The sequence below is a fragment of the Streptomyces sp. Ag109_G2-15 genome, from assembly GCF_900215565.1.
Lineage (GTDB): Bacteria > Actinomycetota > Actinomycetes > Streptomycetales > Streptomycetaceae > Streptomyces > Streptomyces diastatochromogenes.
The window spans coordinates 196,183-209,770 of the sequence record NZ_OCNI01000001.1; the positions used below are offsets into that span (position 1 = coordinate 196,183).

Annotated in this window: 11 protein-coding genes; 4 read left to right on the plus strand and 7 right to left on the minus strand. The window is 70.4% G+C overall.

The annotated features are described in order from the left end of the window. Nucleotides 1-68: 68 nt before the first annotated feature. Together CRP49_RS00815 and CRP49_RS00820 are read right to left on the minus strand one after the other, a co-directional pair. The gene (locus CRP49_RS00815) at nucleotides 69-596 is read right to left on the minus strand and encodes a GNAT family N-acetyltransferase (protein WP_097251678.1); all 528 of its coding nucleotides are present in this window, start codon (nucleotides 594-596) and stop codon (nucleotides 69-71) included. A gap of 77 nt (nucleotides 597-673) precedes the next feature. Further along, nucleotides 674-1,042: a VOC family protein gene (locus CRP49_RS00820; RefSeq protein ID WP_097251679.1), complete on the minus strand. Its 369-nt coding sequence runs from the start codon at nucleotides 1,040-1,042 to the stop codon at nucleotides 674-676. 79 nt (nucleotides 1,043-1,121) lie between these two features. Here CRP49_RS00820 and CRP49_RS00825 point away from each other — a divergent pair, with 79 nt between their 5' ends. Beyond that, the gene (locus tag CRP49_RS00825; protein ID WP_097251680.1) at nucleotides 1,122-2,510 is read left to right on the plus strand and encodes a hypothetical protein; all 1,389 of its coding nucleotides are present in this window, start codon (nucleotides 1,122-1,124) and stop codon (nucleotides 2,508-2,510) included. On the opposite strand, the gene CRP49_RS00830 is transcribed toward CRP49_RS00825, so the two are convergent. Further along, a complete protein-coding gene (locus CRP49_RS00830; protein WP_179851866.1) occupies nucleotides 2,455-4,173 on the minus strand; it encodes a DUF2264 domain-containing protein in 1,719 nt (572 codons plus the stop codon). The two genes, CRP49_RS00825 and CRP49_RS00830, sit on opposite strands and share 56 nt — an antisense overlap. Before the next feature lie 253 nt (nucleotides 4,174-4,426). Next, nucleotides 4,427-5,470 carry a rhamnogalacturonan acetylesterase gene (locus tag CRP49_RS00840; protein WP_097251682.1) on the minus strand — a complete coding sequence of 348 codons (1,044 nt, stop codon included), beginning with the start codon at nucleotides 5,468-5,470 and terminating at the stop codon, nucleotides 4,427-4,429. A 189-nt stretch (nucleotides 5,471-5,659) separates the two neighbouring features. On the opposite strand from CRP49_RS00840, the gene CRP49_RS00845 reads away from it, so the two are divergent. Together CRP49_RS00845 and CRP49_RS00850 are read left to right on the plus strand one after the other, a co-directional pair. Then, the gene (locus tag CRP49_RS00845) at nucleotides 5,660-7,339 is read left to right on the plus strand and encodes a rhamnogalacturonan lyase B N-terminal domain-containing protein (RefSeq protein ID WP_097251683.1); all 1,680 of its coding nucleotides are present in this window, start codon (nucleotides 5,660-5,662) and stop codon (nucleotides 7,337-7,339) included. Between the two features lie 82 nt (nucleotides 7,340-7,421). Next, entirely contained in the window at nucleotides 7,422-8,198 is a 777-nt protein-coding gene (locus CRP49_RS00850; RefSeq protein WP_143669941.1) for an acyl carrier protein, read from the plus strand. A 72-nt stretch (nucleotides 8,199-8,270) separates the two neighbouring features. On the opposite strand, the gene CRP49_RS00855 is transcribed toward CRP49_RS00850, so the two are convergent. From CRP49_RS00855 to CRP49_RS00865, 3 genes are all read right to left on the minus strand, one after another. Continuing rightward, on the minus strand, nucleotides 8,271-8,648 hold the full coding sequence (locus tag CRP49_RS00855; protein ID WP_054228059.1) for a VOC family protein: 378 nt from the start codon (nucleotides 8,646-8,648) through the stop codon (nucleotides 8,271-8,273). 95 nt (nucleotides 8,649-8,743) lie between these two features. Continuing rightward, nucleotides 8,744-10,153 (minus strand): RICIN domain-containing protein, encoded by a 1,410-nt coding sequence (locus tag CRP49_RS00860; RefSeq protein WP_097251685.1) that lies wholly within the window; start codon nucleotides 10,151-10,153, stop codon nucleotides 8,744-8,746. A gap of 1 nt (nucleotide 10,154) precedes the next feature. After that, nucleotides 10,155-11,246 (minus strand): family 43 glycosylhydrolase, encoded by a 1,092-nt coding sequence (locus tag CRP49_RS00865; protein ID WP_097251686.1) that lies wholly within the window; start codon nucleotides 11,244-11,246, stop codon nucleotides 10,155-10,157. A gap of 186 nt (nucleotides 11,247-11,432) precedes the next feature. Between CRP49_RS00865 and CRP49_RS00870 the strand changes: the two genes are divergently transcribed. Next, nucleotides 11,433-13,541 (plus strand): autotransporter, encoded by a 2,109-nt coding sequence (locus tag CRP49_RS00870; protein WP_097251687.1) that lies wholly within the window; start codon nucleotides 11,433-11,435, stop codon nucleotides 13,539-13,541. Nucleotides 13,542-13,588: the final 47 nt, after the last annotated feature.

Sequence of the window (13,588 nt, forward strand, 5' to 3'; positions counted from 1 at the left end):
CTGTGCGGACCAGCTGTCCCGGGTCCTCCTCCCCGCGCTGCGCTCCACACAGAAGATCCATGCTTGCCTCAGCCGGCCCCCGGCAAGATCGCACCGTACGGCTGGAGCACCAGGTCGCGCTGATACCAGGTCCCTGGCTTACCGCCGAGGTGGGCCGGGTCGGCGGGCCCGACGGGGACGAACCCGGCCTTGGCCAGCACCTGCTGGGACGCGACATTCTGGCGGGCGGTCGCCGCCCGCAGTGTGCGCAGCCCATGCCGGGCCGCCGCCAGCCGACACAGCTCCCGGACGGTCGCGGTCGCCACGCCGCGGCCGGCGACGTGCTGCGCGACCCGGTAGCCGAGTTCCGCAGTATGGTCCTCGATGTCGACCAGATTGAACCTGCCGAGTACCGAGCCGTCTTCGGCCACGAGCACGTAGAAGACACAGATGCCGGCCTCCTGCTCGGCCAGCAAGGCGTGGTACCGGTCGGCGAACTGGTCGAAGAAGTCGTCGCCGCGGTCGGAGACCGAGGCAGCGAAGTAGGCGCGGTTCGCCAGCTCGAAGGCCAGGACCGCCGGGGCATGACCGGCATGCAGCCGCTTCAGCTCGGGCATTGCCCGACCTTACCCAGGTAGTAAGCCGAGCCCCCACCTGGTTTCCGTCAGCGAACGGTCGGAGCGAGCCCCTGGCCTCACTCCCCGCGCTCCGCCGCGCTGCGCTCCACACAGAACTCGTTGCCCTCGGGGTCGGCGAGGAGCGCCCAGCCGGTGCCGTCGGGCTTGCGGTGGTCGTCGACCAGGGTGGCGCCGAGGGCGAGCAGCCGCTCGACCTCCTCGTCACGGGTGCGGTCCTGCGGCTGGAGGTCCACGTGGACGCGGTTCTTGACGGTCTTGGGTTCCGGCACGGTCACGAAGAGCAGGCCGGCGGCCTCGATCAGAGCCTCCGGATCCCCCGGATTGTCGTCCTCGTGCAGGGGCTGGCCCAGGACCTGGGACCAGAAGCTGCCGAGGGCGTAGGCGTCGGCGCAGTCGATCGTCACGTGCCGGATCTTGGAAGTCATGCATCGGATTCTGGTGGTCGCCCCCAGAAATGGAAAACGAGTTTGGCAACCTTTCCCGATCCGGCGGCGACCAGAGGCCATGACATCTGCACGACGCACGACACGCCACCGCCGGGTCCGGGTGGCCCGCAAGCCCGCGATCGGTGCCCTGGCGGCGGCCGGGGTGCTCGCCGGGGCGTGGTACGCGACCGCCGGGGCGGCGACGACCAGCTCCCCCGACCTCACGGTGACCAGCACCGCCGTGAACCTGAGCGCCAAGTACCCCTACCTGTCCGCGGGTTACAACAACACCCGCGAGTGGAACCGCACGGCCACCGCGGTCGCCCCGAACGGCACCCTACGGGTCGCCTGGCCGGCCGCGGACGGCGTCCACGTCACCCCGCTCACGGCGGCCGGCAGCCGCTCCGGCGCGGACACGGTCGTCAAGGGCACCAAGGAGGTCGGCGGCCTGGTCGCCCACAACGACGGCTTCGCGCTCCTCACCCGGGTCTCCGACAGCAACAAGTGGAACGAGACGGCCGCCGCCATCGTCCGCTACACCGGCGGCAAGCAGGCCTGGCGCACCAAGCTCACCGGCACCGCCTCGCACGACACCGCCCCGACCCTGGACGGCCAGCTCACCTGGAACGGCACCAAGTACGGCGCCTACTTCGTCGTCCACGGCGCGGGCGGCTTCGCGGACGGACACTACGGCGACAAGCTGTCGTACATCAGCGCCAAGGGCACCAAGCTCAGCGGCGGTTGGAGCTGGGGCTGCAGCCACAACGAGGGCATCGCGCTGCACGCCGAGGCCTCCGGCGCGTTCACCTCCCTCTGCTTCGACGACTGGCGCTCGGGGCTGTTCGTCTCCACCGGCATCGGCGCCCCGGACGAGGCTCCGGTGGTGCAGCGTGAGCAGTGCTGGGCGGGGTACTGCGGGGGTACGTTCCCGAGCCGCACCGGTGACCTGGTGAAGTCCGCCTCCGGGCGCTACGCGACCGCCTTCGCCTCCCGGGGCGCCGCCTCCGCCAAGAAGAACCCGGACGACTCCAGCGGCCGCGGCTGGACGGTCACCCCCAAGACCAGCACCCGCCAGGTGGCCATCGCCTTCCTCAAGAACCGCAACTCCGGTCCCGGCAAGGCGATCTACCTGTCGAACACCAAGGGCACCGAGCACGTCAACGTGCACCTCGCCCCGTACGGCAAGGACAAGCTGCTGCTGTCCTGGGAGTCCCTGAAGAACGCCAAGTGCTCGGCGGGCACCTGCACCGGCACCTTCACGGGCACCCACCTCCGACTCGTCGACTGGAACGGCAAGTTCGTGAGCGCCGACAAGGTGGTGGGCGCGCGGATCACCGGTGACATCGCGGTCCTCAAGGACGGCTCCCTCACCTGGGCCTACGCGCCCGTCACCCCGTCCTACGCCACCCCGATCACCGGGGCGTCACCGACCACGACGACCCTGCGGATCGCCCGTCTGAAGCCGTGAACCGGAACTGCCTGACCTCTCCCGAGGCCCAGCGGACGCTCAGGTCGTAGTCGCCCCGCACTTCCACGGTCACCAGGTCCCGGAGGGGCAGGGGGTCGGGTTCCGCGGTGAGGCGGACGAGGGCCACGAACAGGGTGGGGGTGGCGCCGGTCGTGCCGGAGGGGGCGAAGCCGTCCGACAGGCCGTGGACCGGGACGAGTTCGGCCTGCTCGTCCTCCCACGGCACCCAGCCGGTGATGTGCACCTCGGTGCCGGGGTCCGCCCCGGCCACCAGATGGGCCCGCACCTCCACCGCGCCGTCGGCCACGACAAGGCTGGTCACCTCCGCCCCGGAGCCCACCGTGTACCGGGAGGCCGCCCAGTCCTTCCCCACGCCCAGTGGCACGATGCCCGTGCGGATCGGGTCGCCGTCGACCATGACGATGTTGTCGGGCGGCGACCCGAGAGGCCGGGTGACCGTGGAGTACGCGAAACGCGTGTAGTACGGGTCGTAGCGGACGTCCTCGCTGCCGTGGTTGTGGAGGCGGACCACGCCGTCCGAACGGGTCGACTGCAGCAGCCAGTTGGGACCCGCGATCGGCGTCACCGCGTCGGCGCGCTCCGCCGGGCCCGGTTCCTCGGCGGCCGTCCACACCTCGTGGTCCGGGGGCAGCAGGAGCCCCAGGAAGCCCTTGCTCGCCCAGTACGGGGACGCCGGCCCCGAGTAGGTCTGCAGGACGGACTCGTCCGGGCCGTGCCAGCCGAGGGTCAGCAGCCCGTGGGAGTCCACGGCGCCCCGGTCCAGGAAGTACCTGAGCGCTCCGGAGGCCAGCCGCCGGGTCTCACCGGCCGCCAGTGGCGTACGACCCGTGAGCGCGCCCAGCCACAGCGGGGCCGTGGTCGCGAAACGGTACGTCAGCGAGCGGCCCTGGTGCAGGGGTGCGCCGTCGCCGCCGAACAGGCGGGCGTAGTCGGAGAGATGCCGTTCGAGCCGGGCGCCGTACAGCTCCAGCAGCTCGGCGTCGTCGGCCAGCCAGGCGTGCAGCACCGGGTAGAGGTGCATGGCCCAGCCGTTGTAGTAGTCGTACTTGCGGCCGTCGCCGTCGGTGTACCAGCCGTCGCCGACGTACCAGTCCTCGATGCGCGCGAGGCCGCGGTCGATCGCCTTGCGGGCCGCCTCGGGCGCGTGGCCGATCTCCGCGAGGAAGCCGCCGACGGTGACCGGGAACAACTCCCAGTTGCAGGGCCAGGGTTCGGCGGTCAGCGCGTCCGCCAGCCAGGCCGCCGTCCGCTCGCGCACCGGCTGGTCCAGGCGGTCCCACAGCAGGGGGCGGGTCAGCCGCAGGGCGAGGGCGATGGAGGCGGCCTCGACGAGCGGCTGGCTGCGGTCGGCGATCTCGGGCCAGACTCCGCCGGGGCCGGTCGCGAGGCCCTCGGCGTAGCGGCCGAGCGCGGTCTCGTCCCGGCGGAAGGCGGCCAGCAGCAGGGTCCGGGCGTAGCCCTCAAGGCCGTCGGAGAGGTGGCCCGCGTGGCTCACGTGGTCGCCGGGGAGGTGGTAGAGGGCGCGGTCGGCGGTGGCGTAGGGCTCGACGGCGGCGAGCAGGGCGTCGGCGGCGGCCTCCCAGTGGGCGCGGGTGTAGCCGGTGTACGGGCTCGCGGAGCGGTCGTCGGCGGGCAGTTCGATCACGGCGGGTGGCTTTCCTTTCCTGACGGGCCCGGGACGCTCGGGTCCGGTGGCCCTGGGGCTTCCGTCTACCGTCTACTGGCGACCGTCTACCGGCGACCCGGCGACCGGCGACCGGCGACCGGCGACCGGCGACCGGCGACCGGCGACCGGCGACCGGCGACCGGCGACCGGCGACCGGCAAGCCTAGGGCGCGCGCCCCGCTTTGGGCGGTCCTGGGACGCCCCGGTTCCGGTCGAGGCGCCCCAGGAGTTCATCCCACCCGCACTCTGCCCTCCGGCACCAGATGCTGGGCGAGGAGTTCGTCGCGGACCAGCCCCGCGTAGACGGTGGCGCCGTGCACGGAGGTGTGCGTGTTGTCCCGCTTCTCGTTGTAGAGGTAGAGCGCCTTGGAGCCCTCGACGCCGAGCGACTCCACCAGCGCCTTCGTCTTTGCCGTGAGGTCGATCAGCGGGACGCTCTCCGCTGCGGCGACGGAGCGGATGACGGCCGGGTGGTCGACGCCGAGGCCGTTGACCAGCAGGGCGGTGTTGTTGTTCAGGGTGCCGTCGGCGTTGAACCAGCGGCGCACGATCGGGGTCACGAGCACCGGCTCGCCGCCCCGGTCCCGGATGCCCGCCACCAGGGTCTCCAGGTTCGCCCGGTAGGTCGCCTCGTCGGTGGTCTTGTCGTTGTGGGCGAGCTGCACGAGGACGAGGTCGCCGGGCCGGATCAGTGGCTGGACGGTGGCCCACAGCTGCGGGTTCTGCAGGTAGGTGACCGTACTCTCCCCGGAGTCCGCGTAGTTGGCGACGGACAGTCCCCTGCGCAGGTACTGCGGGAGCTGCTGGCCCCAGCCGGAGTACGGGTCGCCGGGCTGGTCGCAGACCGTGGAGTCGCCGATCAGGATGATCTGCCGGGCGTGCCGGGCCGGGGTGACCCGGATGCCGGCGAGGGCGGGTGCGGAGCCGCCGAGGGTGAGGTCGAGGCCGGGGGTGCCGTCGGGGCCGGTCGGTTCGCCCTCGGGGGTGCGGACGTTCACGGTGAAGCTGCGCGTGACCTGCTCGCCGGCGTCGACGGCGGTCTCCGGGAGCAGGGAGCGGCGGGTCTCGCCGCCGATGCTCGTGCTCGACGCCGCCTCGCCGCCGAGGGTCACCCGGACGTCGTACGTGCCGGGCGGGACGTCGAAGTGGCAGGCGGTCGCGGTGCAGTGGTCGATACCGAGGGGCGGCTGCCGGTCGTGCGCCTGCGCGGGTACGGCCGACAGCGCGCCGCTCAGGGTGACCGCCGCCAGCAGGGCGGTGCTGAAACGTCTCACTCGGGGCTCCTCCGTCACGCCGACAAGGTGGCGGCTGGACCGTACCGCCTTTGGCAAGCGCTTTCTAGCCCCTGGAGTGATTTCACAAGGCTGCCAACCTTCCGCAAGCGAAAGCCCTTTCGCGAAATCGGTTCAACTGCCACCCTGCCAACACCCGCACCCCCACCCGCTTCCGAAGGAGGCACCCCCATGTCCGCATCTGAGAGCAGTTCGGTCGGACGCCGTACCTTCGTGCTCGGCGCCGCGGCCGCCGCCGGGTCCGCGGCCCTCGCCGGCCCGCTCGCCCCGGCCGCCTCGGCCGCCGGCTTCGGCTGGTCGGACGACGGCTCCGACTACGTCGTCGACACCGGCGCGAACCTCGTCTTCAAGGTCAGCAAGACCAACGGCGACCTGACCTCTCTGGTCTACAAGGGCACCGAGTACCAGGGCTACGGCGGCAGGAACTCGCACGTCGAATCCGGTCTCGGCACCTCGGCCGTGACGATCGCTCAGTCCGGCTCGACGATCCTGATCTCGGTCGCGTACGGCACCCTCAGGCATTACTACGCGGCCCGCAGCGGCGAGAACAACGTCTACCTGTGGACCAACAAGGCGGACACCTCCGTCTCCGCGACCCGCTACATCGTGCGCGTCAAGGCGGGGCTGTTCCTCAACGACGAGCCGGACTCCTACACGTACACGACCAGCACCATCGAGGCCTCGGACGTGTTCGCGAAGTCCGACGGGCAGACCCGGTCCAAGCACTACTCGAAGCTCCGGGTCATCGACTACGACTACATCGGCTGGACGACCGGCAGCGTCGGCCTGTGGATCGTGCGCAGCAACCACGAGAAGGCCTCCGGCGGCCCGTTCTACCGCTCGCTGCTGCGCCACCAGAGCGCGGACGGCGGCGGCCTGTACGAGATCCTGTACTACGGCGAGAACCAGACGGAGGACCAGCGCTTCGGCCTCCAGGGGCCGTACGTCATCGCCTTCACGGACGGCGGGGCGCCCTCCTCCTCGCTGTATCACGCGAACCTCACCACCTCGTGGGCCGACTCGCTCGGCATCTCCGGGTACGTCGGCGCGAGCGGGCGGGGCCGGGTGGCGGGCGTCGGGATCTCCGGGCGGAACACGGCGTACGCGTACACGGTCGGGCTGGCCAACTCGGCGGCGCAGTACTGGGGTTCGGCGCGCGCCTCGGACGGCTACTTCTCCATCGCGGGGGTGCTGCCGGGGACGTACACCCTGACCGTCTTCAAGGGTGAACTCGCCGTCTACACAGGCTCGGTGACCGTCTCGGCGGGCGCGACGACCACCCTCAACACCCTCACGATCCCGTCCTCCAACGATCCGGGCAACGCCACGGCCATCTGGCGGATCGGTGACTGGAACGGCACCCCGAGCGGCTTCAAGAACGCGGACCTGATGACGTACGCGCATCCGTCCGACGTACGGGCCGCCTCCTGGACCGGCAACGTGGTGATCGGCAGCGGCAGCGAGACCTCCGCCTTCCCCGCCTACCTCTGGAAGGACGTGAACAGCGGTCTGCTGGTCTACTTCAAGCTGACCGCGGCCCAGGCCGCCGCCGCGCACACCCTGCGGATCGGCGTGACGACGGCCTACGCCAACGGCCGGCCGCAGATCACCGTCAACGACACCTGGACCTCGGCGATCCCCTCCCCGCCCACCCAGCCGAGCACCCGGTCCCTGACCGTGGGCTCCTATCGGGGCAACAACTACACGTTCACCTACAGCATCCCGGCGAGCGCCTGGCTGACGGACACCAGCCAGTACAACGTGCTGAAGATCAACGTGGTGAGCGGTTCGGGGACGACGGGTTATCTCAGCGCGGGCACGGCGATCGACGCGATCGATCTGCTGGCCTGACGGCGAGCCGGTGATCCCGTCAGCCGGCTCGGTCAGAAGTGTCACCCTCAGGGTCGGGCTGACGCCAGGCGGCCCGTAGTTCGTGGACGGCGCGGACGAGGCCGACGCAGCCGCGGAGCACGTCTGCGGCTGCTTCGGGAAGACGGGATGCCGCCGCGAGGATCACACTGAGTCCTCCGAGGGCGGCCAGGATGTGAGTGACGCTCATGTGCATTACTGTCGTCCCACCCGGCGGCCGTACGGACGAATTCCTACGGCAGCCGACACAACCGGACGGGGGAACAGGGTGGGTGTTCCGGGTCAGTTCAAGAAGCCGTCTCTGCCGGCAGGCCGGTTGCGCGATCTCAACGACGCCCTCCACGCACTGCATCTGATCGCGGGGCAGCCGAGTCTGGAGATCATGCACCGCCTGCTGCAGAAGCGGATCTCCCGTACCCGCCTGCACGACGCCTTCACGGAGCCGCGGCTTCCGCCGTGGGACACCGTCGACGCGCTGGTCGAGATCCTCGCGGCGCGCGCTCCGGGCACGTCGCCTCAGGAGGTCCTGCCCGAGGTGCACGCCCTCTGGGTCCTCGCGTCGCGGCAGCGGTCGCTGCTGAATCCGTACGAGCGTGAGGTGCGGGACGAAGTGGTCGCGATCTTCGCACAGCAGATGGAGGTCAGGCAGCGTGAAGTGGAGCTGGAGCTGGACGTGCCTCTGGTGGAGATCGCGGCCGACTCACTGACGGTGCTCGAAGCCGTGGGCGTCATCGAGCGGTGCTTCGGCGTCGTTCTGGACGAGGAAGGCGTCATGGAAGCGGAAACGATCGGGGAGATATTGACCTTGACCCTCTCGGCGCTGAAGGCGACGCAGGAGTGAGGGTGGCCACGAGGTCTCCGGTGTTCAGGTTCTTCTTGGTCGATGAACCCTCCGCCGGAGACCTCACGAACTTCAGAGCGGCTTGATGCGGGCCTTGAGCAGGCAGAACTCATTGCCCTCGGGGTCGGCCAGGACATGCCACTGCTCGTCCCCGGTCTGGCCGATGTCGGCCCGGCGGGCACCGAGCTTCAGGAGGCGTTCGAGCTCGGCGTCCTGGTCGCGGTCGGTGGGGTTGACGTCGATGTGCAGCCGGGACTTCCCCGGCTCCGGCTCGTCCCGGACGCTGAAGAAGATCGTGGGCTGCGGACCGCCGAACCCTTCCGGCGTCCCGATCTCCACGCAGCCCTCCTCGCGGCCGACCACGACGTAGCCCAGGACCTCGCACCAGAACTGCGCCAACAGTTCGGGGTCGCGGCAACCGAGCACAAGCTCACCGATACGACATGCCATGAAGAAACCTGCTCTCAGCCTGGGAACTCCCGCGACCGTACCGGACGAGGCGAGCACGGGCGAAGTGATTTCAGGGACGCGGACTGCGGTGGCGCTCAACTACCCCGCGTCCACTGCTGGTTGGTCCCACCGTTGCAGGTGTACGTGATGATCGCGGCGGAGTTGGCGGTGGACGCGCCGGACACGTCCAGGCACTCGCCGCTCGCGCGGGCCTTGAGGTTCACGTACGAGCCGGAGGTGACGAGCGACCACTGCTGGGTGGTGGCGCCGGTGCAGTTCTCCTGGGCGACGTCGGAGGCGTTCTCCTGCAGGCACAGGGAGCTGCCCCGGCCCATCAGCTCGTAGTAGCCGTTGCCCAGGTCCTTGAACCACCACTTCTGGTTGGCGCCGCCGTTGCAGGTGTACTGGCTGATCGCGACGCCCTGCCAGAGGGACTGGCTCGGTACGTCGGCGCACTTGGAGCTGTGCCGTGCGACCAGGGTGTTGTACGTGGCGCTCGTGCCGGTGACCGTGCCGGCGGCGGTGTCGACCGTGACCTCCGGGGACCAGGACATGGACATCGAGGTGGAGGTCGGGAAGGTGAGCGGCAGCCACACGTACCGGGAGTCGTTGACCGTGCCGCCGAAGGAGTTGCCCCAGCGGTCGCCCATGTACAGGTACGAGGTGCCCGAACTGCCCTGCACGGGAAGGACGTAGGCGGTCTGGGAGCCGTAGGCGGTGGTGTCGCCGATGTTCGTCCACGCGGTCCAGGGACCGGCGAGGGACGTGGCGGTGGCGTACTGCTGCTGGTTGGGGTTCCAGCCGGTGGCGCCCGAAGTCAGCATGAAGTACACGCCGCCCCGCTTGAAGAGGGCCGGTGCCTCGCGGTGGCCGCCGGGCCAGGGGTTGGCGAGCCGGCTCTCGATGCCGGTGTAGTCGGCGGTCAGCCTGTAGATGTGCAGGTCGTAGTTCTCGTTCGCGGCCGAGACCATGTAGGCGGTGCCGTCGGTGTCGACGAAGGTGGTCAGGTCGCGGGACATGTACTGGCCGAGCGGCCGGAAGCTGCCCTGGTAGGTGTAGGAGCCGTCGACGGTGTCGGAGACGGCGACGGCGGCGCGGGCCTCGCTGTAGTCGACGCCGTTCTCCTTGTGCATCCACATGACGAACTTGCCGGTGGACGCGTTGTAGATGACCTTGGGGCGCTCGATGTAGGCGGTGGCCAGCTCGGTGGCGGAGGACTGGGACAGGACGTGGCCGCGGAACTCCCAGCTCTTCAGGTCGGTGGAGCGGTAGGCGTCCACGGAGCGGAAGGTGTTGTCGGAGTTGCGGTCCTCGCCGAACCAGTAGTAGTAGGAGCCGACCTTGACGACCCCGCCGCCGTGCGCGTGCACGGGGTTGCCCGAAGTGTCCGTGAACTGGGTGCCGTTGGTGATCGTCTGCGGTGCCGCCTGGGCGGGTCCGGCGGTCGCCAGGGCCGCGGCGAGCGCACAGCACAGGGCGAGCAGGATGGCGTACGCGCGTCTCATTTCACACACTCTCCTTGACCGTGTCGGCGACCGGGCTGCCGAAGTCAGGGGTGCCGTCCGGCTTCCAGCCGAGCTTCTGGATGCGGGTGTGGCGGTTGGGGTCGTGCAGCGGGTCGCCGGTGATCTCCTTGTACTGGCGGGCGTGGTAGACGAGGACGTCGCTGTGCCCGTCCTCGGCGACGGTGAAGCAGTTGTGGCCGGGCCCGTACTGCTTCGTCGTGTCGTTGCTGGTGAAGACCGGGGTCGGGGACTTGGACCAGCTCGCCGCGTTCATCAGGTCGCTGCCGGCGTCGGCGGTGAGCAGGCCCATGCAGTAGTGGTGGTCGGTGGCGCTGGCCGAGTAGGTGAGGAAGACGCGGCCGTGGCGCTGGAGGACGTACGGGCCCTCGTTGACCTTGTAGCCGACGCACTCCCAGTCGAACTCTGGTGTGGACAGCCGGACTTGGGGTCCGGTGAGCGTCCAGGGGTTGGCCATCCTCGATATCCACAGCGCGGTGTTGTTGTCCATGCCGGGCTCGTGCTGGGCCCAGACGAGGTAGCGGGTGCCGCGGTGCTTGAAGGTGGTGGCGTCCAGGGAGAAGGTCTCCCAGGCCGTCTTGACCTGCCCCCTCTCCACCCAAGTTCCCTGGAAGGGGTCGGGGTTGGCGTTCTCCAGCACCCAGATGCGGATCGCCCACACGTCCTCGGCGGGCGCGGAGGCGAAGTAGATGTACCACTTGCCGCCGATCCGGTGCAGCTCCGGCGCCCAGATGTGCGCGCCCATCGGACCGGTGGCGTGCGCCCGCCAGATGACCGACTCGGCGCCCGTGGAAAGCCCGTTCAGGGTGCGGGAGCGGTGCAGGATGATGCGGTCGTACTCGGGGGCGGTCGCGGTGAAGTAGTACCGGCCGTCGGTGTGGCGGGTGATGTGGGGGTCGGCTCGCTGAAGGACGAGGGGGTTCACGAAGGGGGCCGTCTCGCGGGAGGTGGACGAGGTCGGGGACGCGAGTGCGGGGCTCGCGGAGGTGGCCGCCAGGGCGCCGGCGGCCGCGGCGCCCTTCAACAGCAGGCGGCGGGTGGGCGGCTGGGGAAGGGGGTGGGGGTCGCGGCTCATGCGGATTGCCTCTCGGTGGGGAAAGCGAGGAGTTCGATATCACGAACGCCATCTGCCATTCCGAACGCCGAAAAGGTAAGGGTGAGCAACCAGGAGGTCAACGGGTCTGACGGACAAGGGGGTAAGCGATTTCTAACGGGGTCCGATTTTCTGTTATCCGTCGGCAGGTCCGCACGTCTCCCAGTCGTGCGCACCCAAACCCACAGGACAGCAGCGGCCGTAGGCGCCCTCGCGGCGGTCGCCTTCACGATCGGCGCTCCCTCCCCTTCCGCCGCGGCCGGCACCCAGGACGTCACCGCCGACGTCCTCGCGGGGCGGGACGTGACGCTCACCGGAGACGCGGTGGTCACCGTCCCGTCCGGGACGACCACGTACGACGGCGTCTTCCACGGCGAGGGCACGCTCACCGTGCGCGGCGGCGGCACGCTGATCCTCACCAAGGACAGCGACTTCACCCTGCCGAAGTCCCGGCAACGGCAGGTCGTGCGCACCCAGGGCGGCAACCACCCGTACACCACCGTGACCAACCCCGACCCGCCCGCGATCACGGTCGAACGCGGGGCCACCCTGCAGTACGGCACCGGCGGCGGCACCGGCCTGATCGGCCACTTCCCCTACAACACCCCCGGCTATCAGCTGAACCAGCTCAACGTCCGCGTCGACGGCACCCTCCGTCTGTCCCTGACCCGCACCTTCAACATCGGCACCATCAGTGGCTCGGGCCTGGTCACCCAGCCCCGCAACATGTGGGGCACCCTCGACCTCGCCGGCACCCACCCCTTCTCCGGGGTCATCGACAACGGCACCGGGATGGCCGTGGGCCGCCCCGAGTTCCCGGTGGCGCTGCCGCGGGCCCGGGCGATCCTCAACCAGGGCTCGTGGATCATCGACACCCCGCTTTACCAGACGATCACCCTGCGGCAGGACTTCTACCAGCGGGAGTACGGCAGCGACATCAACGTCCACACCCGGCCGGGCAGCAAGGTGGTGCTCACCGGGCAGTACAGCTACAGCGACCGGGGCGGCGACACCCACCCCTCGCTCAGCGTCCCGGCCCTGAACTGGCGAGCCGTTCCGCACCAGTTGAACAAGCGGGGTACGAACATCGAGGGTGCCGATGTGCGGTGGGGCGACGGGACCACGCACCGGATCTTCATGCCGGGTACGCGGGACACCGTGTACATCAATCTGCATGCCGCAAGCGGTCGGCGGTCCCGGCTGACCTTCGACTACAACGGCCCGGTGACGCTGGGCGCCCCCATCGGCGGCGGCAGGTACCACGACACGCTCGCCGCGCCCGGCGCCGGGGACGTGGTGATCGCGGGGACGCGCGGGAACGACGTGACCTTCGCGGCCGCGCAGTACTACGACGGCTCGACGACCGTCGGGAAGGGCGCGGTGCTGCGGCTGGGCTCAGGCACGAAGGGCGGCGACGGCTCCCTGATGACGGGGACGGCGGGCCGGCGGATCGTGAACGACGGGACCCTGTTCGTACGGAACGTCTCGACCCCCGTGCGGCTGGCCCAGGTCGGCGGGAGCGGCGCGCTGGTCCAGTCGGGCGCCGCGACGACCACGCTCACGGGCGACGCGGTGACGTACACCGGGACGACGACCGTGACGAAGGGCACGCTGGCCCTGCGCTCCGGGGCGACCCTGCTGCACAGCAGGGCGATCAGACTCACATCGGCGGGCGCGCGGCTCGACGCGGGCACCTCGGGGCTGCGGGTGGCCACCTCGCTCTCCGGCAAGGGCACAGTGCGGGGTGCCGTGACCAACGACGGCCTGGTGACCGGCGGTCTGACGGTGGCCGGGGACTACACGCAGCACGCGAAGGGCGAACTGGTGCTGCGGGAGCGGCCGTTGAAGGTGACGGGCGGGCTGCGTCTGGCCGGGTCCTTCGACATGTCCGCCGCCGGGACCGACCCGGCGCCCGAGATCACCGTCGTCGAGCACGGCAGCCGCTCCCGGACCACGGGCGCCTTCGACGGTCTGCCGGAGGGCGCCAAGCTCAAGCTCGCCGACACCGACTACCGGATCCGCTACAACGGCGGCGACGGCAACGACGTCGTCCTGACCGCGACCGGCGCGAGCCGCGCCCCCGGCGCCCACGTCAATGCCGCCGCCGGTCCGAGTTCCGTGGCCACCCGGACCGCGAACACCGCGGCCGACGGGTTCGGCTGGTGGCCGTACGTCCTCGCACTCGGCCTGCTCGGCGGTCTGGTGTTCCCGGCGACCCTGCGCACCCGTCGGGGCAGGGGCCGGCGCAGGGGCGGCCGGCACGCGGCGCAGGGGTAGAGGGCATACGGCAGTGGGCCCCGGCGGAACGGAATCCGCCGGGGCCC